Here is a 26,362-nt window from a genome sequence, read left to right as displayed (position 1 = left end):
TCATTTTATTTAATTTATTTTTGAGAACATCATTTTTTACGTGTATTTCATCGATGATTTAAGATTTTAATCGATTTGATAACATATTGTTAACGGTTATTTTAAGAATCACCTTAACTTTATGTATTAATTTAATTTTATTAACTAATTATGAATTCAAACTACAATTTTTTGAACACGCGATTGGGGTCGCTATTCAAAGGTGAAGAAAATGATGATGGGAAATCATTCGACTTTTTTCGATGGTGTAATTTAATAACAGCATCAGTAATTATACTTTTTGCAAATATTTCATTTGCACAAACCGTATCAATTGGTTCTGGAACGGGAACTAATACAAATTTACCGATTGTTTCCTGTTATGGTTTTACCTATTCTCAACAAATTTACACTGCTGCTCAATTAACACAAGCGGGTAACATTGAAAAAATCAGATTTTATTACAGTAGTGGAGGAACAACACTCTCAACTTGGAATAACTGGACAGTCTATGTAGGGCATACTTCAAAAACTACATTTAGTTCGAGTACCGATTGGGAACCAATTGCTAATTTAACACAAGTTTTTACAGGTAATATTGTTGCAGTAGCGGGGAATTGGTTTGATGTAGTTTTTACAACACCTTTTTCATACAATGGGACTGATAATTTGATTATTGCAGTTGATGAAAATACAACTGGATTTTCTTGTTCTGCAGCATTTAGATCGTTTTCAAGTGGAACAAATACTGGTATTTATTATAGGTCTGATAGTACCAATCCTGATCCTTCAAGTCCTCCAACTTCAACTAGTCGTACTAGTACTTTAGCTCAAATGCAAGTTGTTTTTCAGTCCTTAACACCGCCAAATTGTGCTATTTCGCAAATTCCAGCAGATGGTGCAATAGATGTTGCAAAAAATCCAACATTAACTTGGGCAGATGGAGGTGGAGGCCCAACTTCATATGATGTATATTTCGGAACTTCAGCCGGAGCACCACTTGTTGGAAATCAAGCAGGGACATCTTATACACCACCAACTCTTTTAGCTGCTAATACGCAGTATTTTTGGAAAATTGTTCCAAAAAATGCTAATGGAGCTGCAATTGGTTGTGTTGAACAATCATTTACAACAGGAACTGATTTAGCCTATTGTGCTCCAACCTATTCAAGTGGATGTGGAAGTGCAGGTGCTGATGCGATAACGAATGTTGCTTTAGAAACGTTAAGCAACACCTCGGGTTGTGCGGCTTCTCCATACTACACTTTCTTTAATGCTGTAACGGTTCCTGATTTAAACCAAAGTGGTAACTTTACTGTTTCAGTTACAATGGGTGCCGATGGTTCTCAATTTTCAGCTGTTTGGATTGATTTTAACCAAAATGGAGTGTTTGAAGCCACAGAAGGGTTTTTAGCACCTGGGAATGCCGGTGCTAGCGGTACGGCTTCAATTGCAATCAGTATTCCATCCGATGCAGTTCTTGGTCAAACCAGAATGAGAGTTAGAGGGGGTAATGATACTGCCTTAACAACAGCACAAGCTTGTGGAGCTTCTTCAAGTACTTGGGGTGAAACCGAAGATTATATTGTGAACATAGTGACTCCTGCTGTTTTACCACCAAGTTGTGCTTCTGCTCTTGTTCCTGCTGATTTGGCAATAGATGTTATTAGAAATTCATCCTTATCTTGGTCTGCCGCTACCGGTGGTCCAACAAGTTATGATGTTTATTTTGGAACTTCTACTAATCCCGGATTAGTGGCAAATGTTACTACTTTAAACTATACACCAGCAGTAATGGCTGCCAATACAACTTATTACTGGAAAATAGTTCCTAAAAATGATAACGGTGATGCAATTGGTTGTGTTGAACAATCTTTCACAACAGGTGCTCAATTACAATATTGTACATCTGTACCGACTAGTAATGATAACTCAGGAATTACACAAGTAGTATTAGGATCTACTACTTTAGCCATCCCAGACGTAACATATCAAGATAATACGGCAACAACAGTTTCCATTAATCAAGGTGCAGAATTAAATACACAAATTACTTTTGCTACCGGATTTACTTATGGTACAAACATTTGGATAGATTTTAATGACAATGGCTCATTTGATGATTCAGGAGAATTAGTTTATTCAGGAACATCTTTAGCGACCAATCCTACCACTTTAGACGCAACATTTACTTTGTCCATGACTGCTGATTTAGGTGCTCATAGAATGAGAATTGGTACAGCTGATTCAGGTCAAGCTATTCCAAATCCTTGTTATAGTGGTACTTTTGGTGTAACCTTAGATTTTACAGTTCAAGTAAATCCATTGCCAACAGATACACCTAATTACGTAAATCTCCAATTCCCCGGAAGTGCAACCATTTTAGCGGGTGAATCAACTATAGTATATGCTCAGGTATATGAACCCGGCTTAACAGATGTAGAACCGGGTATTTCAGGACAAGCTGCAGGTATTGAGGCTTGGATTGGTATTAGTCCGGAAGGAGCAGACGCCTCTTCAAACCCAAATACATGGACAACATGGATTCCTGCAACACACAATGCAGGTGCCATTGGTAATAATGACGAATACCAAGCGACTATTGGTTCTACCCTTGCAGCAGGTACTTATCGTTATGCTTCACGTTTCAGATTAAATGGAGGACCATTTGTTTATGGTGGATTCCCATTTAATCAATGGAATGGTTCAGATAGTAATAGTGGTGAGTTAACAGTTAATCCAAATCCAACTCAATGTGCTGGAATTGGAGTACCTGCAAATGCTGCTACAGACGTTACAATCGGAACTATTGCTTTGTCATGGACAGCTCCTACTTCTGGTCCAGCACCAACAGAATATAAAGTTTTCTTTGGTACTACTTCCGGAAGTTTAACCCAAATTGGTACTACTGCTAATTTAACATTTAATGCATCTGCACCGGCTTATTCTACAACATATTATTGGCAAATTGTACCGACATCTGCTATTGGTGGAGGTGATGCGATAGGATGTGCTGAATGGAGTTTTACAACTCAAGCTGATCCGTTTGCACCCTATTGTTCTGCAATTACCTTCTCTTCAAATGTAGAACCAATTACTTCTGTTAATTTTGCAGGTATTGATAATCAAAGTAGTGCAACATTAAATGGCACTCCTGCTTTACAAAACTTTATTTCAATATCTGGAAATGTTACTGCAGGGGAGTCATATACAATGACTCTAAAAGGTAATACAGATGGAAATTTTTTAAATAATTTTAGAGTGTTTATTGACTGGAATCAAGACGGTGATTTCAATGATGAAAACGAAACATTTAATGCGGGAACAGTTCAAAATTCAACCGGGTTAGATGCTCTTCAAGCAGTTTCAAATATTGAAGTACCCTCAAATGCTTTACCTGGTACAACTCGAATGAGAGTTAAAAAAATATTTGGTACCACCAATATTGACAATCCTTGTGTTGGTACAAGTTATGGTCAAGTTGAAGATTACTCATTACTTGTTAGTATTCCTTGGTATCTAGATGCAGACAATGATACTTATGGAGATGATAACAATGTTGTTGTAGCTGTTGAAAATCCTTTCCCAGGTTTATATGTTTCAGTTGGCGGCGACTGCGACGACACCAACGCCTCTATTAACCCAGGAGCAGCAGAAATCTGCTACGATGGATTAGACAACGATTGTGATGGCATCATCGATAATGGTTGTACGCCAATAGTATCGGTTGTTCAACCGGCACAGTGTGGAATAACATTACCAACCATTGACAGTTATGTTTATGCCAACTTGGTAGCGGGAGCACAAGGATACCGTTTTAGAGTAACCAATTTATCAACCAATGAAGTACAAACCATTGACAGAGCTTTACGTGTTTTCCGATTTACACAATTAACAAGCTATGCTTTTGCAACCGAATATTCGGTTGAAGTTTCTGTGAGAATCAATAATGTATGGCAACCGTTCTACGGCACACCATGTACTGTTTCTACACCGGATACCACTACGCAAATTCAAGCTTCTCAGTGTAATACCGCTATCAGTAACTTGAACAATTCAATTTTTGCTGATATTGTACCTTTTGCAACGGGTTACCGATTCAGAGTAACGAATACGTTGAATCCAATCGATGTACAAACCATTGACCGTCCGATTAGAGATTTTAGAATGACTAATTTGGCTACTGTAGAATTCAATACCACGTACAATGTGGAAGTAGCAGTTAGAAATACAGACGGAACGTATTTATCATATGGTGCTGTTTGTAACATTACTACGCCTATGTTCCCAACTGTTGGCTTGGAAGATGCACAATGTGATGAGTACTTAGTAAGTTCTAACACAGAAACATTATTTGCAGAATCTTACCCTGGTGTTGAACAATACCGATTCTTATTGGAGAACATCAACCTACCATACAGCCAAACGGTAGACAGAGCCACAAGAACAGTTACGTTGAATAATTTCACAGGTTTAGTACCGGGAGAGATGTATACCGTACGCGTTGCAATTCGCTTAAACGGCGTTTGGGGACCTTATGGAAAATCGTGTAGTATCATTACTCCTGGTGGAGAAATCATACTTATCCGACCAGAGGAATCAACTAACGAAACAGGCTTTAAAGCAGTAGCTTATCCAAACCCATTTGCAACAAGCTTTACCGTTGATGTGAGAACATCCAACACTGAAGCTGTAAGCTTGACCGTGTATGATATGGCAGGAAGACTTTTAGAAGTGAGAGAGGTAAAAGCTCAAGACGTTACCAACTACCAATTCGGTAATCAATATCCTTCCGGAGTTTACAATGTGATTGTAACACAAGGAGAAGAAACGAGAGCCGTACGAGTGGTGAAACAATAAGCTGAGTTGCTAAGCAACGAGTTAACCATATTAAACCTCCGAGTAATCGGAGGTTCTTTTATTTAAAGTCGTGAATTAGACCATTTGTAAACAAACAAAGTAATTTTCAACAAATAAACTCACAAAAAAATAATACATTTGAAAAAATTTTTTTTGAAGATGAATAAAACAAAAAATGAAGATTGGTTATTTGAAATTTCTCCGAAAAAATCAGCTTTAGAAATTAATTTTAAAGAGTTGTGGCATTATCGAGATTTATTGATGTTGTTTGTTAAAAGAGATATTGTTACTTTTTATAAACAAACTGTTTTAGGGCCTATTTGGTTTATTATTCAACCTTTATTAACTTCTGTAATACAGTTTATAATTTTTAGTAAAATAGCTAATATTCCTTCTGATGGTGTACCTTATTTTTTGTTTGTACTTGCGGGTAATATTTTGTGGTTCTATTTTTCAGATTGTTTAAAAGCAGTTTCTGAAACGTTTACAGCAAATCAAAATATTTTTGGAAAAGTTTATTTTCCTAGGGTAATAATGCCAATAAAAGTTGTTTTTTCGAATCTCGTAAAATTTAGCATACAATTTTCTTTTTTTATAATAGTTCTAATCTATTATATAAATAAAGGCTATGACATATCGCCTTCATTATTAATTTTAATAACACCGGTTTTGTTAATAATTACCGCTATGCTAGCCATGGGTGTTGGGATGATAATTTCTTCTTTAACTGTAAAATATCGAGATCTTAATTTTGTGATTACTTTTGGTATCTCGCTTTTTATGTATATCACTCCAATTGTCTATCCTACTTCATTGGTTTTAGAAAAAATCAATCCGAAATACCATATTTTAGTTTATTTAAACCCTTTAACAGGCATTTTAGATTTTTTTAAATATGCATTTTTAGGTTCAGGGTCGATTAATTTGAGTTATTTACTATATTCTTTGTTTTTTGGGATTGTTGTTCTTTTTTTAGGTGTACTTTTTTTTAATAGAACAGAGAAGAGTTTTATTGATGTAATTTAATTTTTGAGAATAAATTTAAATGAGTGATATTATATTAAAAGTTGAGAATCTTTCAAAACAATACCGACTAGGAAAAATAGGAACCGGAACATTGAGTCATGACTTAAATAGATGGTGGCATACTGTTAGAGGTAAAGAAGATCCCTACTTAAAAGTCGGAGAGGTTAACGATAGAAGCTCAATGTCAAACAACCAATATGTATGGGCTTTAAAAGATATAAATTTTGAAGTTCAACAAGGAGAAGTCTTAGGAATAATAGGCAAGAACGGTGCAGGGAAATCAACCTTATTAAAAATTTTATCAAGAGTAACTTCACCTACTGTTGGAAGTGTTAAAGCTAAAGGGCGTATTGCAAGTTTGTTGGAAGTGGGTACTGGTTTTCACCCGGAAATGACTGGTAGAGAAAATATATTTCTAAATGGTGCTATTCTAGGAATGACAAAAAAAGAGATAGCTTCAAAATTAGATGAAATAATTGACTTTTCCGGCTGCAAAAGATATATTGATACTCCTGTAAAAAGATATAGTAGTGGGATGACTGTACGTTTAGCTTTTGCTGTTGCTGCTCATTTAGAGCCTGAAATATTAGTTGTTGATGAGGTTTTAGCCGTTGGCGATGCTGAATTTCAAAAAAAAGCAATCGGTAAAATGCAAGACATTTCTAAAACAGACGGAAGAACCGTATTATTTGTGAGTCATAATATGGCTGCTGTTAAAAGTCTATGCACAAAAGGAATTGTTTTAGAGCATGGCGGAATAACTTTTAGCGGAACAAGTGATGATGCGATTAATTATTATCTTGAGAATTCCTATAAAAAGAGCGAAATTAAATTAAGTGAAAGAATTGACCGAAAAGGAAATCAAAAATTATCTATTCTAAATATTTTTGTCAAAAATAAAGATGAAGTTGTAGTAGGTGAAATGCATAGTGGTGAATACTATAAACTAATTTTTGAATACCAAAAGCAAAAAGATATCGATCCAAAACAATTGACAATTGTACTTCAATTTAAAAATGAAAATGATGAATTAGTCACAACCATTGCAACCGATGAATTGGGGACCAAATTTTCAGAAGTAAAAGAGAAAGGTACAATTGAAGTAGAAATCCCTCGATTACAATTCAGAGAAGGAAGATATTCTATGCAATACATGATTAGTGAAAAATTATCGTTTAACACGCCACATCAAGTTGTTGATTATTTACAAGATGCTTTCACGTTAACAGTGATTCGAGGTGATTATTGGCATTCAGGAGTTTTAAATCGACCAAAAGGGTTTATTCAAGAAGCATCAATTCAACTACTCTAAGTAGAGTTATTCAAATTATAAAATAGATGTAATGAGTTTTTTACAAAATAAAAAAATATTAGTCACCGGAGCAGATGGATTTATTGGTTCTCACTTAGTTGAATTTTTAATTACTCAAGGTTATCAAGTCAAGGCATTTTGTTTTTACAACTCATTTAATTCTTGGGGTTGGCTAGATAGTTTAGACAAAGAAAATCTGCAAAGAATTGAAATTTTTATGGGTGATGTGCGTGATCCAAATGGTGTTCGTGAAGCCATGAAGGATTGTCAGATAGTTTTTCATTTGGCAGCACTCATAGCCATTCCGTTTAGTTATCATTCTCCCGATTCTTATATAGATACTAATGTAAAAGGAACACTCAATATATTACAGACAGCTCGCGATTTAAACATAGAACGACTATTAATCACTTCTACTTCTGAAGTTTATGGAACTGCTCAATATGTTCCTATTGATGAAAAGCATCCAAAACAACCACAATCACCTTATTCTGCTTCTAAAATTGGTGCCGATGCAATTGCTGATTCTTTTTACAGAAGTTTTAATCTGCCCGTTACCATCGTTAGACCATTTAATACTTTTGGACCACGTCAATCAGCTAGAGCTTTTATTCCAACCATAATTACACAACTTCTGAGTGGGAAAACAGAAATTAAATTAGGTGATGTTACACCTACAAGAGATTTATTGTTTGTCAAAGATACTGTTAGAGCTTTTGAAGCAATAGCAAATTGTAACGAATTAATTGGTCATGAAGTAAATATTGCTACAAATTCAGAAATCAGCATTCAGGAAGTGGCAGATTTACTAATCCAAAAAATTAATCCGAAAGCAAAAATAGTTACTGATAAAAATAGAATTAGACCTGAAAAAAGTGAAGTTTTTAGACTTTTTGGAGACAACACTAAACTTAATAATTTAACGGGATGGGAACCCAAAACTAATTTTACCCAAGCTATTATACAAACCATTGAGTGGTTTTCAAATAGAGAAAATTTAAGCCATTATAAATCCGATATTTATAACGTTTAACAATGCTTAATTTTGATAAAAAAATTGCTGTTTTCGGAACTGGCGGATTGGCCAAAGATGTATTTTATTGTTTAAAAGATATTTTTAAAGCAAATAATATTTCCATCTATGATCAAGTTATTTTTGTTGATAAAGAAAAAACAAGTGAAAATTATTTTTTAAATTGTCCGTTATTGGTTGAAAATGATTTCATTAGCGATGATTTTCAGATTGTTTTAGCAATTGGAAATCCGAATATTCGTAAGCGACTTGTATCCGGCTTATCAAAAAATACTTTTTTCCCCACCATTATTCATCCTACAGTACTTTTGAATGAAACGGCTAATGTTGGAAAAGGGGTTATAATTTTACAAAATTCAGTAATTAGTTGTGATGTGACAATAGGTGATTTTACCATAGTTGATCGAGCGGTTCAAGTAGGCCATGATTGTAATATAAGCAATTTTGTCCATTTATCGCCTGCTTCTGTTCTTAGTGGAAATGTCAACCTACACGCATGTGTTGAAATCGGTACAAATGCTTCATTAAAGCAAAATATTGAAATTGTAGAAGAAACTGTAATTGGTATGGGTGCTGTAGTTGTAAAATCAATTACAGAAAAAGGAACTTATATAGGAAATCCGGTAAAAAAATTGAAGTAATGGTAAAGACAGCCTTTTGTAGTGTGATTTTTCCCGCAAACATAATTTATTTTAAGGATTTTTTAAGTTCACTTGAACAACAAACCAATAAAGATTTTGTTCTTCTTTTATTTAATGACGGTGTGCTTAATTTAGTTGATTATCTTAAAAACACACATTTAGTCTATAAAATAATTAACGTAAAAGGCTCTGTTTCTGAGACACGAACTCAACTTTTTGAATACATAAAAGAAACATCCTTTGAAAATTTTATTTTTGGGGATACCGATGATTACTTTTCTTCAAACAGAGTAGAAGTTTGCACAAAATGGTTAGAAAAGGTGGATATAATTGCAAACGATCTCATATTAGTTTCCAGTGATAAAACTCAATTAACAGGTTTGTATTGGGAAAACCGCCCAGAATTAAAAGAAACTATTTCAATTGAAAGTATAAAAAAATATAATTTCTTAGGACTTGGAAATACAGCTATTAAAAAAAAGGTTTTACCAAATCAAATAAAATTTGACTCTAATTTGGTGGCTCTTGATTGGTATTTTTTTTCGATTCTATTACAGAAGCATTGGAAAGTGGGATTTACTTCTCAATCAGTTGTTTATTACAGACAACACAATGCCAATATTGTTGGACGTAAAGAAATGACTTTTGAAGACTTTAAGAAAGGATTTAATGTGAAATTAAATCATTATATTAGCTTAGCAAAAATAAACGCTGATTTTCAGGAATTAGCCATAGAATACAGTAGTGTCAGCGATAAAATTTCTGAAATAAATTATACAAATTCATTACAAAACAGTACAATTAAAAACCCCTTTTGGTGGGAAGAGATACAATTATGAAAGTACATTTAAGTCCAAAAAAGGAAGTTTACAATTTTTGTGAGCCCTATATAATCGCAGAAATTGGAGCCAATCATAACGGCGATATGGATCTAGCTAAAAAAATGATTGACAGTGCGGTAGAATGTGGTTGTGATGCCGTTAAATTTCAATCGTGGACACCTAAATCTTTGATAGCGAAAGAAGAATACGACAGAAATCAATCTTATGATGATTCGCCAAAGAAGCATTTTGGTTCACTTAAAGAAATGGTTGAAAGATACTATTTACGAGATGACCAACATGTTGAATTAAAAGAGTATTGTAAAACAAAAGGAGTTGATTTTTGTTCGTCTCCTTTTTCAAATGAAGAAGTAGATTTATTGGTTAAACTAGATGTGCCATTTCTTAAAATTGCATCGATGGATATCAATAATATTCCGTTTTTGAAATATGCAGCTAAAACAATGAAACCTTTAGTGATTTCTACCGGGATGTCGACTTTATCTGAAATAGAAACTGCTGTAAATACCGTTAAAGCGGAAGGAAATAATAACATAGTTTTGTTACATTGTATTTCAATTTATCCCCCAAAAGATAAAGACATCCATTTAAGAAATATCACCATGTTGCAACAAGCATTTGACTTGCCAATTGGCTTTTCCGACCATTCATTTGGAGCCTCAATTCCCTTAGCTTCGGTAGCTTTGGGAGCTTGTATTATAGAAAAACATTTTACATTAGATAAAGATTTACCGGGTTGGGATCATGAAATATCAGCTAATCCGGTTGAAATGAAAACAATTTGTGAAGATTCTAAAAAAATTGCCGCAGCTTTAGGAAATGTTTTTAGAACGGTTTCTGATGAAGAAGAACAAAAGAAGTCAAAATTCAGGAGAAGTATTGTTTTAGAAAAAGCTCTTAAGAAAGGCGATATAATTAAAGAATCAGATTTAGCTTATAAAAGACCGGGAACCGGCATTCCACCTAACGAATTTTTATACGTGATTGGTAGAAAAGTTAATCAAGACTTAGAAATTGATTCAGTCTTAAATTGGAACTGTTTTGAGTAAAATTGGTATTAATAAAATGGAAGCTCTTCATTCGTTTTTTAATCAAAATGAATTAGATTTTATTAAGAAAAATATATTACGGGTTAAACAAAATCAGATTAATTTTGGCGAATGGTTTATCTATGATGAAAGTTTAAAATTAATTTTACTAAATTCTAGTAATTTAAATGATGAAGTCAAAGAATTTCATAAAATAAATACGGATGTTCATTTAACAATTTCAGGAAAGGATACATTTTATATTGGTGATGATTTTTATGAAGTTTTAGAAGATAACTTAAATGATCAAGATTATTGCTTAGTTAAATCAAACACAGAGCACCTTGTTGAAATATATGAAAATCAGTTTGTTATTGTAAAGCCGGGAATTATTCATTGTAATGTGTTAGACAAAGAAGCCATTAAATTAGTAATCAAAAAGAAAAATGCCTAAAGTAGTAGCGTGTATCATTGCTAGAACAGTTTCGCAAAGACTTCCTTTAAAAGTGCTTCGAGATATAAACGAGGGTACTTCTATGATAGACTTTTTAATTCAAAGAGTTAAAGGATGTAGTGCAATTGATAAAGTTTATATATGTACATCAAGAGAATCGGTTGATGATATTTTTGAAGACATTGCTAAAAGAAATAATGTTCAAATTTACAGAGGTTCATCGGATGCAGTTATTGAAAGAATGATTGAGGTTGGTGAAATTGAACAGGCAGATATCGTTTTAAGAATAACTGGCGATAATCCATTTTCATCTATTGAATATGTGTCTAGGCAAATTGAGTTTTTATTACAAGAAAAGTTAGATTATGTTAGACTTGTAGATGTGCCAATAGGAGCTGCCGTTGAAGTTATAAAATTTGAGAGTTTAAAAGATTGTTATGCCAAAATGGATCCTGCTATTAGTGAATACCTAATGTTATTTTTATTCGAGCCAAAACAATATAATTGCGGAATAGTTAAGCCATTTGAAAACGATTTTTCTTATTTAAGTGTAACTGTTGATACACCCGAAGATTTAATCAGAGCCAAAAATATTGCTCGTTTATGTGATAAGCAAAATCTGTTAATTGATATAATTTCCTTGCTTATTGATGAATCTAAAAATGAATTTTTTCCAAAAAAAGCTATTCAAGCAGGTGGAAAAATTAAATATCCTTATGGTGAAGAAATTACTTTTGAGCAATTCTCTAATGATATGCAAAGAAGAAAGGAAAATTCAAAAATAGTAAGGCTTTATGAATAAATCGTATTTTTATATCGAAACAGCTTTCCATCATGAAGGAGATATAGATTATCTTAAAAAGATAATAAATGCCGCAAAAGAATTGAAAGTTGATGGAGTAAAATTTCAAGTTTTAACCCGAGTAGAAGATTTTGTTTCAGTTTATCATTCGGCTTTTGAACAATTAAAATCATATTGCTTTTCATTAACACAATGGGATGAAGTATTTAAATATACACTAAGTTTAGGTTTAGATATTATTTTAATGCCACTAAATGTTGAGGCATTAAAGTTAGCTGATAAATATCCTGTTAAATATATAGATATACATTCAGTTTCATTTAACGATGTTAAGTTATTATCTGCTATAAATGAATATGATAATGATATTATTTTAGCAATTGGTGGAAGAGATAAAACTGAAATTGAAAATAAGATTGTTTTTTTCAAACATAAAATAAAAGTTTTAATGGTTGGTTTTCAATCTTTTCCAAGTAAATTAGAAGATGTTAATTTAGGTAAGATTGAATGGGTAAAAAAAGACTTTCCAAATTTTAAAATTGGCTATGCTGATCATTCTTCATTTGATGATGAATATGCTGTATTGAGTAATGAATATGCTCGCCTTTTAGGAGCTACAATTTTTGAAAAACATTTTACATTAGATGAAGGTTTGGAACGAGTGGATTTTAATTCAGCTATTGGAGTAAAAAAAATGCAAACAATATTGGACAGAATTAATTTTATTGATAAAAGCATACTAATTGAGCAAGAAAACGCCTATGTTTTTAATGAAAAAGAAGTTGTTTACAGAGAAAGACAATTAGTTTGTGTTGCAAATAGAGATATAGAAGAAAATGCAATTTTAAAATTAAATGATATTGATTTCAAAATGATAACAAGCGGAACAAATTGTATCAATGATTGTACAGAATTAATAGGAAAAAAAACACTTATAACCGTAAAAAAGGATGTTCCTTTTAAAAAAAGTGATTTAATTTAAATGAGTAAATATTCAGTAAAATATAACGAACTAAAAACTTTCGAAGACATAATTAGGAAGTTAGATTTTTATGGGGTTGGTTTTTTAGCTGTCGTTAATGAAGACGAATCTTTGTATGGAATTGTTACCGATGGAGATATTCGTAAAGCTTTATTAAACCAAAAAAAGAAAATTTCCGAAATAATAAACATTACTCCATTTACATTACCTTTTCATTCGCCTAAAAATCAAATTGTAAACTTCTTACAGGAAAAAAAACGATTTCATGTTCCTTTAGTAGATGAGCATAATATTTTAAAAGAAGTTTTTCTTTTAAATTCATTTGAAAAAGAAACAAAGCCAAATACTGTAATAATAATGGCTGGAGGTTTAGGGTCTAGGTTAGGGGAATTAACGAAGCAGACTCCAAAACCGATGCTACAAATTAAAGGAAAGCCAATATTAGAATATATTGTTGAATCCTTTAAAAATCAAGGTTTTGAAAATTTTATTTTTTGTGTAAATTATAGAAAAGAAGTGATAGAAGAATACTTTAAAGACGGGAGTCATATTGGAGTTTCTATTCAATACATTGTAGAAGAAAAAAGACTGGGAACAGCAGGTGCTTTAAGTTTAATTGATAATTCATTGATACAGTCTCCTTTTTTTGTGATTAATGGAGATGTCATTACAAGTTTAGATTATACTTCTATTTTAGATTATTGTGTTCATTCAAACGCAGATGCGGTAATGTGTACGAAAGAAATGAGTTATACAAACCCTTATGCAGAAGTTAAATATGATAGTAATTACAACTTAATTACTTTAAAAGAGAAGCCTACCTCTAATTTCGACATTAATCTGGGAATTTACGTTTTAAATACTAAAGCCAAATCATTGTTAGTAAAAAATGAGTTTTTCGATATGCCAAACTTGTTTTTAAAGTCAATCGAAAACAAACTAACAGTAAAGGTGTTTAAAGCAAATGATGATTGGATGGATATCGGTCTCCCAAAAGATTATATATCTATAAAAAATGATTAAAAACAGAGTAGATATAAAAGATTTTATTCTTAAAATCGAAGATGATTTTCCTGTTAACCAATGGAAAATAGGAACCATTCATCTTTGGCCTTACCTTAGAATTAAACTTTTTTTTTATCTAATAAACACGCTTGAGCAAAAAGAAGTTCGTGCTAAAGCCATTAAATCTAAAAGTGCAATTGAACAATTAAAAAGTACATTTAGAAAAATTAGAGCGATTTATCGCTATTTTAAATGGATGCGAACATTACCCAAAAAGGATTTTATTTTCGTAGGTGCCGATGCTCATCGAGTAGATTATAAAAACGCTAGATTTAATAGATTTTTTGACACGTTGATAGAAAGAAATGAAATAGAAAAATCATCTGTCTATTTTGAGTATGGATATGATTCCAAAAAGCAACACAATAAAGATTTAATTTTAAGCTTTTCTGAAGCCTTAAAAGGATATCTTCTTCTAAAAAAAAATAGGCCATATTCTCAAAAAGTGACATTAAATCAATACAATTCCTTCCTCCATTATTTGAAAGAAGATAAACTTTTTGAAAAATTTGTGAAAGTTTACTCCCAAGAAAATGTATTGAAATGGGCTAATAAAGAATTTTATCCCAGAGTATTGTTTTTTAATAAAGTATTGAAAGTTATTAAGCCAAAAAAAGTATTGATTTTATGTTATTATTTAGAAGATATTTTTGCTCTTACTACAGCTGCCAATCAGTTAAAAATTGACACAATTGAAATGCAACATGGCCCACAATCAGATGTGCATTTAGCATACAGTAATTGGATTTCTTTGCCGGAAACCGGCTACGATATGATTCCGAAACACTATTGGTGTTGGGATGTAGGAAGTGAAAATGTTATTCGGGAATGGTCGAAAAAAAATTCTGATTATTCCGTAAAAGTCATTGGTAATCCATGGATAGAATACTGGAAAGCTAAAGAAGTGAATTACAAACATAAAAACTATATTCTTTATTCTTTGCAACCGAATCCACTGACCATTATTCAGTTATTTCCTGAATCGGTACTGAGTTTTATTAAAAATAATCCTTACAAGTGGTTTGTTCGATTGCATCCTAGACAGTTAAACGAAATAGACAAAATCAAATCTTTTTTAGCGAGTAAAGGAGTTTTAGACTTGGTTAACCTTGATGATGCTACTTCTGATCCTTTACCACTTTTACTTTCAAAAGCAACTTTGCATGTAACTCATTTTTCTGGAACTATTATCGAAGCTTCATTTTTTGATGTTTATACTGTTTTATTGAATGAGATTGGTGTTTTTTCATTTCAATCGATTATTTCTTCTCAAAAGGCTGTATATTTGAATCCGGATGACATAGATTTTGAACAAAAATTGTATACTATCATTCAAAAAAATAATAATTTACCTAAGAATACTACTTTAATTTCTTCTCAGGAAAATTTATTTGAATTGTGATGAACTATTTTAATCGAATTTTATTAAAAATTAAATCCCGTTTAGATAGAATAAACGTGATTGGCCACGATGTAAAAATTCCAAAAAACACTTATGTTGTTAGTTCTATTCTAAAAGGAGAAATTAACCTATCAGAATCAATTGTAATTAAAGAAAGTATTGTAAATGGTAAAATTCAGATAGGAATTTCAAGTAAAATATCAAAAAGTAACTTGAAAGGTGAAATTAAAATTGGAGAAAATAATAAAATACAGGGTGCCACACTTTTAGGGAAAATTAAAATTGGCGATTATACATCACTTTGGGGACCAAACTTAGATGTTCATTCTAACAAAGAAGCAAGCGTTGAAATTGGAAATTTTTGCTCCATTGCTCGTAATGTCAGCTTTCAATCCTTTAATCACAATTTTAAAAAACCAACCAGTTATTTTGTCGGACAAAACTTATTTAAAGAAAAATGGGAAAATGAAAAGGTTTACAAAGGAAATATTGTTTTGCAAAATGATGTTTGGATTGGTGCTCATTCAATTATTCTGGGTGGAATTACTATTGAAAATGGAGCGGTAATTGCGGCCAATAGTGTAGTGAATAAAGACGTTCCTGCTTATGCGATTGTAGCCGGTAGTCCGGCAAAAATTATTGGTTATCGATTTGAACCACACATTGTCAGTCAATTTCAAGAGCTGGCATGGTGGAATTGGTCTACAGAAAAGATTAAAAGAAATAAGTCGTTTTTTGAACAAGAAGTGACGGAAGCTTCCTTAAATCATATTATTCATGACTAATGGTTTGGTTTCTATCATAATACCTACTTATAACAGAGGGCATTTATTGGGTGATACATTAAACAGTGTCTTGTCTCAAACCTATACAGATTGGGAATGCTTAGTAATTGATGACGGTTCAACAGACGAATCAGAAAAAATTGTACACGAATTTTGCAAAAGAGATCACCGAATTAAATTTTATAAAAGACCTGATTCTTTGCCCAAGGGAGCAAATTCATGCAGGAATTATGGTTTTGAATTAAGTGCCGGAGAATTCGTCAATTGGTTTGACAGTGATGATGTAATGTTAGAAGATTTTTTAGAAAAAAAGATAAATGCATTTACTTCTGAAACGCATTTTATAATTGCTTCCGGTTATTATTGGAATCCTGAAGATGATTCAAGAACTGTCTTGAAGATGGATCCAACAGATAAATTATACATAGATTTTGCTATGTGGAGAATAAAAATTATCACTAATTCCGTTTTGTTCAGAAAGAGATTCTTGGAAAATAAAGAATTATTCAACCCATTAATGAAGCGTGGTCAAGAGGCAGAATATTTCACAAGATTATTTTTTGATTGTAAACCAATTGATTACAAGGTGATTCCGGAATTTGGTTTTTTGTATAGACAACACGAAGATACAAAATCAGCTAAAAATTCGAAATATAATAGAGGATATAAAGAGTCATTGTTCTTTTTTTTATTTGAAAATTTTAAAAGAAGTGAAAAAATAAAATCCGCTGAATTACTCGATTTTTTTTATGACAAATTGATAAAATTAATAATTACAAGTAATGGAAATAACCATAAAGAAGTTACTTTGTCAATAATAAAAAAATTCTATCCTAGACTATTAAAATACAACAAAATTAAAGCTATAGAATTAATTTTGATGGGATGGATAATGTATTTACTAAAGAAATCTCCCTATTTTTTAAGGGATAGATGGTTGAAATTTAAATTCAATTGGAATGAGTAATTTGATTTCCATTATAATTCCAACCTACAATCGAGCCAATTTAATTATTCAAACGCTTGAAAGTATTCAAAATCAAACCTATCAAAACTTTGAGTGTATTATTGTTGATGATGGTTCAGAGGATGATTCAGAAAAAGTGGTTTCAAACTTTATTGAAAAAGATAACCGATTTCAATTTTACAAACGACCTTCTGATAAAATTAAAGGGCCAAACGCTTGTCGGAATTATGGATTTGAAAAATCCAAAGGTGAATTCATTTATTTTTTTGATAGTGATGATTTTTTAAAACCACATGCTTTAGAAACCTACTTCAAAGCTTTTAAAACTGATACAGACGGTGTTTTGGCTCAAGTGGAACGTGTGGATAGAGAGACAGGTGTATTACAAGATGTTAACATTATTGACTCGGATAATTTAATTGAAGATTATTTTTTAAATAAGGTTTGTTATTTTGTTAGTGGAATTTTATGGGAAAAATCTTTTTTAAATCAACAAACAGAATTATTTGATGAAACAATCGGACATCATGATGAATGGGATTTTAATTTAAGAATGATTTATGCAAAAGCTAGATTAATTAAAATCTACGAACCATTGACAATTTACTATCAGCATCAAAACTCTTTTAAAAAAGAAATAGAAAAAGCCAATGATTTTCAAATCGAATCAGCTATAAAAGCAAGGTTAAAGCATTTAAAATTATTAACGGGACAAAATCCAGTTAATGAAAAAGTTTATTTAAAGCACATTGCTGATTATCATAAAAAAATTGTTCGAAACAAGTTAATTGCAAAACAAAGTAATTGGTTTGTATATTATAAAAAAGCTTGTATACTGTTTTGGCAAACTCATTCAATTTTTTCAATAATAAAAATGACTGTTGGGGTTTTTTCTTTTTACTTTTTTGGAAAAGGTTATACTTACTTCAAATAAATTTTATATATCTATTTTTGTTTTAATAAATAAATCTATTTTTACATCGTATTGATTTATTAGTCAATTATGATAAAAACAAATAATAAAATCCTTGTAGTTGTTACAACATTTCCTTCAATAACAGAAACGTTTATTATCAACCAGATTACAGATCTTATTGATAAAGGATATAAAGTAACTGTTTTTTCCTATGTAAAACCGAAAAATCAACCAATTCACCAAATTTTTGAAGATTATAATTTGCATGATAGTACAGTAACACACTTTAAAAATGAAGGTTCTAAATGGGAAAAAATAAAAGCAGCCATTTTATTTTATACGAAGCATTTTTTGCAAATCAATCATTATCGTATGTTCAGTTTACTAAATCCTCTTAAAATAAAAACGAATTCGAGGAAAATAAAGGTTTATTACGATTTACCAATTTTATTGTTTAAAAAGAAGTTTGATATTATTCATTGTCATTTTGGCTTTAATGCAAAAAAAGTTGCCGATGCTTTCGAGCTAAAGCTATGTAGCCATTCTAAAGCTGTAGTTTCTTTTCATGGATCAGACTTAACGCCTTCAAAAGTAGATTACTATAAATCTCTTTATAGAGGCGTCTTTATTCATTTTGACGCATTTATTACCAATTCGGTTTATTTACAAAATATTTTGTTATTAGTCAATCCGACCATTACTAAAAATTACATCATACCGGTTGGATTTAAAGAAACGTATTTAAAAAAACATTTAATTGAAAAGCCAAAAGACAATATTTTCAACATTGTTTTTTGTGGTAGACTGATTAATTGGAAAGGTCCTGATAGAGCTATAAAAATGGTTTATCAAATGATGCAAAAAAAATGTGAAAACGTCGTTTTGCATATCATTGGTAATGGTGAAATGATTCAAGAATTAAAAGAATTAGCAAGAAAATTAAATATTACAGCCAACATAGTATTTTATGGTGCAATTAATCAGGAAAATGTATTTAAAATCATGGCAAACGGTTCTGTTTTTTTATATCCGGGAATAGAAGACAAAACCACAAAACGTTCTGAGACGCAAGGATTGGTGCTTCAAGAAGCTCAATATTTTAAATTACCAATTATCACTTCTGATGTGGGAGGAATTAAATATGGGATAGTTCCAAATGAAACGGGTTTTTTAATTTCCAATGAAAAAGAGGAAGAATTTGTAGAAAAACTTATTTTACTTTATAATAATCCAAAATTGAGAATGGAAATGGGAGAAAAAGGACATAAATTTGTACTGAATGAATTTGAGAGCAACATTATTGGACAAAAACTAATAAAAGTTTATGCAAGTATTTAATTAGTTTAATCCTAAAGTGTTAGAAAGGTTATGAAAATATTATACGTTTACATGGATTATCCTGGAGTATATCAAAAATATCTTCAATTGTCAATTGATTATATCAAGACAAAATGTAATATAAAAATATTAACTTATAGATTTAGTCATAGTTCAAATTATAATATAAAATCGTATGGATTTTTAGATTATTTCCAACGATTAAAATACTATTTACGAATTTCTAATTCAAAAAGTATTGATCTACAGATTTTTTCTAAGTTTGATATAATTCATATACAACATTCCTATTTATTTTCAAAAATTTTACCTCTTTTAAAGCTGCCTTCTTCCAAAAGACCTAAAATTATAATTACTTTAAGAGGAGGTGATACTTATGTTAAGCCATGGGTAAATTCAAAATGGAAAGATTTTTATTCCAAATACGGAAATGAAATTGATACTTTTATTACTGTAAGCGAGGATCAAAAAAAGTACTTGCAAAAGTGGGGAGTCAACCCATCAAAAATTACTGTTATTCCTGTTTCTTTTGGTTTTTTTTCAACTTCAAAGCCCAAATACCCTAACCAGAATAAATTGATGTTGGTCTCTGCATTTAGAATGACATGGGAAAAAAATATTCAAGGATCAATAGGTTTAGCAGTTGAATTAAAAAAAAATAAAATTGATTTTAGATGGGATATTTATGGAGATGGTAACGATTTAGGTGAATTATATTTTACAATCAATAAGTACAACCTTGAAAATAATGTTTTTGTTAAAGGGAAAATCGAAAATGAGGAGTTAAAAAAAAGATATCAATCATATGATTTCTATGTTCAATTAAGCATCTCTGAAGCTCTTTCTGCTAGCGTTCTAGAAGCACAGTCAGTAGGTTTACCTTGTATTGTATCTGATGCAGGAGGATTGCCTGAAGCTGTGATAAAAAATAAAACAGCAATTGTGTATGAAGATAAAGATATTTCTACTTTAGCAAGTAGAGTTGCAGATTTATGGCTTAATAGGGAAGAGTATTTTGATTATTCAAATAGTTCAATAGAATTTGTTAATCAAAATTTCACTCTTGAAATTGAGCGTAGTAAGACAATAGAACTGTATAAAAAACTAGTAGGTTTAAACATTTAGAATAGAAGTTTACTTGATAAATAGTCATAATGCCAAAAGTTAGTATAATAGTACCAATTTACAATGGATCAACTTTTTTGCCTGATTTCATAGAACACATTAACAATTTTTCTTTCAAAGATTTTGAAACCATTTTTGTTGATAATAATTCTAGTGATGATTCGGTTAAAATCTTAAATCAATTATTGGCACAAACTAAATTTGAATTTTCAATTTTATCTGAAAAACAACAAGGTGCAGGAAGTGCCAGAAACTTAGGTATAAGTAAGGCGAAAGGTAAATATATTACATTCATAGATTGTGATGATTATGTTGATTCAAAAAAAATAGAAACAGATATTCATCTTTTTGAAACCCATAATGTGGATTATGTATTGTGCCGTACAGAAAGAAAGTATACTGACGGAAGAACAATGCTACAACCATTAGAAGGAGTTAAAGAAGGGGTTGTAGAGCCACCACTTTTAGGTTTAATTTGGTTAAAAAACTTTTTCTATCTTCAAGGGCCGGGTGCAATAGTAGCAAAAACAGAAGTAATAAAAAAACTTGGTGGATTTCATTCTTCTACGACAGGAGAAGATGCTTTTTTATTTATTAAACTTGGTCTTTTCTATAGTGGATATTACTACAATAAAGTGTATAATTTTTATACTCGACATGTCGATTCTACAATTTCATTGAGAAATAAAAAGAAAAATGGTGCTTTGCTATCGTACTTCAATTTAAGAAAAAATCTTATTAATGATGAATTAGTAAAAACAAATAAAGAAGCAATTACCATATTAAACAAACAGCTTAATGTTGATATATTTAAATTGTGCAGTAACGATAAAATTCTTGTTTCAGAATTAATATATGATGAAAGACTAAAAGATTTTAAGTTAGATTCATTACTAATAAATAAATTGAGTTTGATGATTAATAAAATTATTCCAAACATAAAATACAATCCTTTTTTTTATTTATGGAGAAGAATAAACTAAAAATATTACTAACCATATCAAATTTTGAAAGCTCTGGAAGTGGTAAAGTTCTTTATGATTTGGCAAAACACTTGGACAAATCTAAGTTTGAAGTTGAAATTGCTTGTAAAAATTCTAAGGGAAACTTTTTTAATGAAGTTAAGTCTCTAAATTTACCAATTCACTTTATAAACTTCAATCAACCTTATCAACCCTATTATAGCCTTTTTTCTAGAGTTAGACCTTTTAAAGATTTTGTTAAAAGAAATAAATATGATATAATTCACTCATGGTATTGGAGTAGTGACTGGACAGAAGCGTTAGCAGTATGTTTAACAAGATCAAAATTTGTATATACAAAAAAGTCAATGTCCTGGGGTAACATTCACTGGAAAATTAAAAGTTATTTTTCTTACTTTATAATTACAACCAATTTAGAGATGAAAAATTTCTTTCCAAATAAAAGAAATGTCGCTTTGATTCCCTTTGGTGTTAATACTGATTATTTTAAAAAACAAGAGACAGAATCTTCTGCTAATAAGCATAGTTTTAACATAATAACTGTTGCCAATTTAGTTCCTGTTAAGGCAATTGAAGACATCTTAAAAGCTTTACAATTAATTGACATTCAAGATGTTAAATTAAAAATAGTGGGTGATGATCAAAATGAATATGCAGAATATTTAAAAAAATTAGTAGTAGAGTTAAAGTTAGAAGAACAAGTGAAATTTTTAGGTAAGTATAATGATGTCAGACCATTTCAAAACGAGTCAGATTTATACATAATTTCGAGTCAAAGAGAAGGTTTGCCTGTTGCACTTCTAGAAGCAATGAGCATGAGATTACCTGTGTTAGGTTCCGATATTCCCGGAATAAGATATGTATTAAATGATTTTGAAGATTTACTTTTTGAACAAGGCAATTACAAGCAACTTGCCGATAAAATTATTTACTTTTACAAAATGTCAATTCAAGAACGAAATGTGATAGGTCAAAAGATGAGGAAGCACTGTGAAGATTATTTTTCTCTTAAAAAGTTTATAGAAAGACATGAAGAACTTTATTTAAAAATTGCAAAAAAATAATGACTGGTATTAAAACCGAAATAATTCCTCCTAAGCCAATTTTTGTTGGTGAAACGAAAACAATAGACTACAAAGCTATATGTGTTTTTGCTGCAACTGGTTTTTTTTTGGACCAAGACACATATTTTAAAGAACAAAAAGTATTAAAACCATGTTTTAATTATTCTGTAGATGAGCAAACCATTGTTTCTGAAAACAATTATTTCAAATGGCATTATTCCCCAATTGAAAGACCTTTTGAACAAGTTGTAAAAGAATTTGCAGTACTTTTTGAAAAAATAATTGACGAACAAGTTGGAGATAAAAAAGTTATTCTACCTCTTTCAGGGGGGTTAGATAGCAGAACGCAAGCGGCTGCCCTTCATTATCTTAAAAAAAATGTGAATAGTTATAGCTACGAATTTGAAAATGGATTAGTGGAAACTTGTTTTGCTGAAAAAATAGCTAACGTTTGCCAATTTTCTTTTGAAAAATGGATAATTCCGAAAGGTTATTTGTGGAAAGATATCGGAAAAATTGCTGGAATAAATCAATGTTATACAGAGTTTACTCATCCTCGTCAAGCAGCTGTCTTGGATAAATTGTCAAATATGGGTGATGTTTTTTGCTTAGGTCATTGGGGAGATGTTCTTTTTGATGATATGAAAGTAGAAGATCATTTACCGTTTGATGAACAAGTCAATTTGATGGCCAAAAAAGTGTTGAAAAAAGGGGGGTTAATTTTGGGAAAAAAACTCTGGGATTCATGGGGGATTGAAGGGGATTTTGAATCTTATTTAAAAGAAAGAATAAAACAGCTACTTAAAGAAATAAATATTCCGGAAAATGCTAATGCCCAAATTAGGGCATTTAAAAGTTTATATTGGGCACCACGTTGGACAAGTGTAAATTTATCTTTTTTTGAATCGGTCAAACCTATTACTTTACCTTATTACGATAATCGAATGTGTGAATTCATTTGTACGATACCGGAAAAATACTTAGCCGGTCGACAAATTCAAATCGCATATCTTAAAATGAGAAATCCTGCATTGGCAAGAATTGCATGGCAAGATCAACGTCCTTTTAACCTATATAATTATCATTTTAATAAATTCCCCTATAATTTTCCTTATCGATTATATAAAAAATTTGATAGAGAGTTTATTACTAAAAATAAGGTAGTAAACAACTATGAAAATCAATTTTTAGGTACTGATAATGAGCGTAACTTAACGCATTGGTTATTTCAAAATAAAAATTTTCAGAATTTTATCGATCCTAAACTCACTGAGGAAATATATACTAATTTTAAAGGGAAAGAATCTTTAAAATATTCTCATCCTGTAAGTACATTATTAACGCTTTCACTTTTTATGCATTTATATAATAATGAGAAAGTTTAAGATAGCTATCTATTGTGGTGAAATTCCACCTCCAACCTTTATAGATCGATTGATAAATGGTTTAGCAGAACAAGGTAGCAAACTAATTATCATAGGGAATTTAACTCAAAAAGTTTCCTATGAATTTAATAATATAAAAATTGTAGGTTACTCTGGTAAGATTAATAAATTTTTTATTTTAATGTATTATTCATTATTACTTTCTTTATTTAGACGCAAAGAAAAGACTCAATTAAAAAATTGGATGAAATTGAATAATAAAAATAATACTATTTCTAAAATCCGATACTATCCAATTCTTTATGATAAACCGGATGTTTTTCATTTACAATGGATTAAAGGTATTGAAGATTGGGTTTGGGTAAGAGATTTTGACATCAAATTAATTGTTAGTCTTCGTGGGGCTCATATCAATTATACTCCTATTTGCGAACCAAAATATGCAGAAATTTATAAGAAATACTTTCCTTTGGTTGATGGTTTTCATGGCGTTTCAAATGAAATTATTCAAGAAGCTACGAAGTACAATGCTGAAATTTCAAAATCTAATACTGTTTACAGTGGTTTAGATTTAAATTATCTAACATTTAATCAACAAAAACCAACAAATGAAGTTTTTCAAATTCTTTCAGTAGGTCGTTCACATTGGATTAAAGGATACACGGTAGCTTTAGATGCGATGCGAATTTTAAAGAATAATAATGTGAAATTTCATTACACAATTGTAGGAGTAGGACAGAATGAAGAGTTACAATTTCAACGTAAACAACTCGATTTAATCAACGAAGTTGAATTTGTGGAAAAATTACCATTTGATAAAATTATTTCAAAAATTCAACAGTCAGATGTCGTTTTGTTACCGAGTTTTAAGGAAGGAATTGCAAATGTAATTTTAGAATCAATGGCATTAGGCACCCCCGTAATTTCAACTGATTGTGGAGGAATTAATGAAGTTGTTAATGACAATGAAAATGGATTTATTGTTCCAATTAGAAATCCTGAAGTTATGGCAATAGCCCTTCAAAAAGTTGCAAATCTGGACGAAAGTACATATGTGAAAATAATAAATAACGCTAGAAATTCAATCGAAAACAATCATACAGAAAGTAAAATGATTCAAGATATGATGCTATTATACAAAAAAAGTTATGGCGAATAAACCTAAAATAGGATTAGTTTTAGCAAACGTTCCGGCCTATTCTGAAACTTTTTTTAATTCAAAAATTAAAGGTTTACAAGAGAATGGTTTTGACGTTATTTTGTTTTCTAGTAGTAAAAGTAAAGTTAGTCATCCCACTTGTAAAACAATTTTTGCTCCTAATTTTGATTTACGATTTTCATTAATATTTGAATTTATTTTCATATTCATAAATTGTTTAAAAAATTTAAAAGCAACATATAAACTTTTAAAATTAAACAGAAAAGATGGCTTAAGTGTCAAAAGTTCTATTAAAAATATTTTCATTAACAGTCACTTTTTACCTTATAAATTAAGTTGGTTACACTTTGGATTCGGAACAATGGCTTTGCAAAGTGAAAATGTTGCTAAAGCAATCGGATCCAAAATGGCAGTGAGTTTTAGAGGTTTTGATTTATATATCTATCCGGCTAAATTTCCAAATTGTTATCAGCTATTGTTTTCCAAAAATGTAATATACCATGTTTTATCTGATGAAATGAAAAATACTTTAATAGAATATGGAGTTTCAGCTGAATCAATAAACAAAATCACACCGGCAATAAATGTCGATTTTTTTCAGCCTTCAATAAAATACGAAACAAAAAATTCTGTCTTTCAATTTATAACCATTGGTCGTCTTCATTGGAAAAAAGGTTTAGAATATACTTTAGAAGCATTTTCGATTTTAAAAAAACAAAATATTCCTTTCCATTACACGATAATTGGAGAAGGAATTGAAAGAGAAAAACTTATGTTTGCCGTTCATCAATTAAATTTGCATTCAAATGTTACGTTTGTTGGAAAAATATCGCATAATGATGTAAAAAATATTCTCGAAAAAAGTGATTTTTACATTCAATATAGTATTCAAGAAGGTTTTTGCAACGCGGTTTTAGAAGCTCAAGCCATTGGTTTACTTTGCATTGTAAGCGATGCTGATGGATTAAGCGAAAATGTGCTTCATGAAAAAACAGGATGGGTTGTTCCTAAAAGAAATCCACCTTTACTAGCAGAAAGAATAGTAAAGACTATTGCATTAAGTGAGGCAGAAAAAATAAAAATTAGAGAAAACGCTATGGATAGAGTTAAAAGAGAGTTTAATTTGACTAAACAAATGGAGCTTTTTAAAGCTTTTTATTCATTTTAATTTGTACATGAATTAGTTATAATAAACTAAAAAATATGATTTTTAA

Annotated in this window: 22 protein-coding genes; all 22 read left to right on the top strand. The window is 30.7% G+C overall.

All coding sequences use genetic code 11. From position 1 onward, the window contains the following. Nucleotides 1–150: 150 nt before the first annotated feature. Nucleotides 151–4,839, top strand: coding sequence for a GEVED domain-containing protein (locus EQG68_RS06265; protein ID WP_129463936.1), 4,689 nt, complete (start codon nucleotides 151–153; stop codon nucleotides 4,837–4,839). Nucleotides 4,840–4,998: 159 nt separating this feature from the next. Continuing rightward, on the top strand, nucleotides 4,999–5,865 hold the full coding sequence (locus EQG68_RS06260; RefSeq protein ID WP_129463935.1) for an ABC transporter permease: 867 nt from the start codon (nucleotides 4,999–5,001) through the stop codon (nucleotides 5,863–5,865). Between the two features lie 19 nt (nucleotides 5,866–5,884). Then, entirely contained in the window at nucleotides 5,885–7,177 is a 1,293-nt protein-coding gene (locus tag EQG68_RS06255) for an ABC transporter ATP-binding protein (RefSeq protein WP_129463934.1), read from the top strand. A gap of 31 nt (nucleotides 7,178–7,208) precedes the next feature. Next, complete coding sequence (locus EQG68_RS06250; RefSeq protein WP_129463933.1) at nucleotides 7,209–8,210, top strand: NAD-dependent 4,6-dehydratase LegB; 1,002 nt, start codon at nucleotides 7,209–7,211, stop codon at nucleotides 8,208–8,210. A gap of 2 nt (nucleotides 8,211–8,212) precedes the next feature. After that, a complete protein-coding gene (locus EQG68_RS06245) occupies nucleotides 8,213–8,851 on the top strand; it encodes a NeuD/PglB/VioB family sugar acetyltransferase (RefSeq protein ID WP_129463932.1) in 639 nt (212 codons plus the stop codon). Continuing rightward, nucleotides 8,851–9,690 (top strand): glycosyltransferase family protein, encoded by an 840-nt coding sequence (locus EQG68_RS06240; RefSeq protein WP_129463931.1) that lies wholly within the window; start codon nucleotides 8,851–8,853, stop codon nucleotides 9,688–9,690. The genes EQG68_RS06245 and EQG68_RS06240 overlap by 1 nt, the downstream gene beginning before the upstream one ends. Further along, on the top strand, nucleotides 9,687–10,742 hold the full coding sequence (locus tag EQG68_RS06235) for an N-acetylneuraminate synthase family protein (RefSeq protein WP_129463930.1): 1,056 nt from the start codon (nucleotides 9,687–9,689) through the stop codon (nucleotides 10,740–10,742). The genes EQG68_RS06240 and EQG68_RS06235 overlap by 4 nt, the downstream gene beginning before the upstream one ends. Then, the gene (locus EQG68_RS06230) at nucleotides 10,735–11,175 is read left to right on the top strand and encodes a YhcH/YjgK/YiaL family protein (RefSeq protein ID WP_129463929.1); all 441 of its coding nucleotides are present in this window, start codon (nucleotides 10,735–10,737) and stop codon (nucleotides 11,173–11,175) included. Before EQG68_RS06235 ends, EQG68_RS06230 begins: the two co-directional genes overlap by 8 nt. Continuing rightward, complete coding sequence (locus EQG68_RS06225; protein WP_129463928.1) at nucleotides 11,168–11,977, top strand: cytidylyltransferase domain-containing protein; 810 nt, start codon at nucleotides 11,168–11,170, stop codon at nucleotides 11,975–11,977. Before EQG68_RS06230 ends, EQG68_RS06225 begins: the two co-directional genes overlap by 8 nt. Further along, on the top strand, nucleotides 11,970–12,959 hold the full coding sequence (locus EQG68_RS06220; protein ID WP_129463927.1) for an N-acetylneuraminate synthase family protein: 990 nt from the start codon (nucleotides 11,970–11,972) through the stop codon (nucleotides 12,957–12,959). Before EQG68_RS06225 ends, EQG68_RS06220 begins: the two co-directional genes overlap by 8 nt. Beyond that, nucleotides 12,960–13,982 (top strand): sugar phosphate nucleotidyltransferase, encoded by a 1,023-nt coding sequence (locus tag EQG68_RS06215; RefSeq protein ID WP_129463926.1) that lies wholly within the window; start codon nucleotides 12,960–12,962, stop codon nucleotides 13,980–13,982. It begins immediately after the preceding gene. Further along, complete coding sequence (locus EQG68_RS06210) at nucleotides 13,975–15,426, top strand: hypothetical protein (protein WP_129463925.1); 1,452 nt, start codon at nucleotides 13,975–13,977, stop codon at nucleotides 15,424–15,426. The genes EQG68_RS06215 and EQG68_RS06210 overlap by 8 nt, the downstream gene beginning before the upstream one ends. Continuing rightward, on the top strand, nucleotides 15,426–16,211 hold the full coding sequence (locus tag EQG68_RS06205) for a CatB-related O-acetyltransferase (protein ID WP_129463924.1): 786 nt from the start codon (nucleotides 15,426–15,428) through the stop codon (nucleotides 16,209–16,211). The genes EQG68_RS06210 and EQG68_RS06205 overlap by 1 nt, the downstream gene beginning before the upstream one ends. Continuing rightward, nucleotides 16,204–17,178 (top strand): glycosyltransferase family 2 protein, encoded by a 975-nt coding sequence (locus EQG68_RS06200; RefSeq protein ID WP_129463923.1) that lies wholly within the window; start codon nucleotides 16,204–16,206, stop codon nucleotides 17,176–17,178. Before EQG68_RS06205 ends, EQG68_RS06200 begins: the two co-directional genes overlap by 8 nt. Next, the gene (locus EQG68_RS06195; RefSeq protein ID WP_129463922.1) at nucleotides 17,171–18,112 is read left to right on the top strand and encodes a glycosyltransferase family 2 protein; all 942 of its coding nucleotides are present in this window, start codon (nucleotides 17,171–17,173) and stop codon (nucleotides 18,110–18,112) included. Before EQG68_RS06200 ends, EQG68_RS06195 begins: the two co-directional genes overlap by 8 nt. Nucleotides 18,113–18,181: 69 nt before the next feature. Further along, nucleotides 18,182–19,432 (top strand): glycosyltransferase family 4 protein, encoded by a 1,251-nt coding sequence (locus EQG68_RS06190; RefSeq protein WP_129463921.1) that lies wholly within the window; start codon nucleotides 18,182–18,184, stop codon nucleotides 19,430–19,432. A 51-nt stretch (nucleotides 19,433–19,483) separates the two neighbouring features. Next, nucleotides 19,484–20,557 carry a glycosyltransferase family 4 protein gene (locus EQG68_RS06185; RefSeq protein WP_164975398.1) on the top strand — a complete coding sequence of 358 codons (1,074 nt, stop codon included), beginning with the start codon at nucleotides 19,484–19,486 and terminating at the stop codon, nucleotides 20,555–20,557. Between the two features lie 29 nt (nucleotides 20,558–20,586). Then, nucleotides 20,587–21,540, top strand: coding sequence for a glycosyltransferase family 2 protein (locus EQG68_RS06180; RefSeq protein WP_129463919.1), 954 nt, complete (start codon nucleotides 20,587–20,589; stop codon nucleotides 21,538–21,540). After that, the gene (locus EQG68_RS06175) at nucleotides 21,522–22,604 is read left to right on the top strand and encodes a glycosyltransferase family 4 protein (protein ID WP_129463918.1); all 1,083 of its coding nucleotides are present in this window, start codon (nucleotides 21,522–21,524) and stop codon (nucleotides 22,602–22,604) included. The genes EQG68_RS06180 and EQG68_RS06175 overlap by 19 nt, the downstream gene beginning before the upstream one ends. Next, complete coding sequence (locus EQG68_RS06170) at nucleotides 22,604–23,989, top strand: asparagine synthase (glutamine-hydrolyzing) (RefSeq protein WP_129463917.1); 1,386 nt, start codon at nucleotides 22,604–22,606, stop codon at nucleotides 23,987–23,989. The genes EQG68_RS06175 and EQG68_RS06170 overlap by 1 nt, the downstream gene beginning before the upstream one ends. Continuing rightward, nucleotides 23,976–25,148, top strand: a complete 1,173-nt coding sequence (locus tag EQG68_RS06165) for a glycosyltransferase family 4 protein (RefSeq protein ID WP_129463916.1) — start codon at nucleotides 23,976–23,978, stop codon at nucleotides 25,146–25,148. The genes EQG68_RS06170 and EQG68_RS06165 overlap by 14 nt, the downstream gene beginning before the upstream one ends. Beyond that, nucleotides 25,138–26,316: a glycosyltransferase gene (locus EQG68_RS06160; RefSeq protein ID WP_129463915.1), complete on the top strand. Its 1,179-nt coding sequence runs from the start codon at nucleotides 25,138–25,140 to the stop codon at nucleotides 26,314–26,316. Before EQG68_RS06165 ends, EQG68_RS06160 begins: the two co-directional genes overlap by 11 nt. Nucleotides 26,317–26,362 lie beyond the last annotated feature (46 nt).

Origin of the sequence: Flavobacterium piscinae, from assembly GCF_004122145.1 — a bacterium.
Classification (GTDB): domain Bacteria; phylum Bacteroidota; class Bacteroidia; order Flavobacteriales; family Flavobacteriaceae; genus Flavobacterium; species Flavobacterium piscinae.
This window is presented reverse-complemented; position numbering and strand designations above follow the sequence as displayed.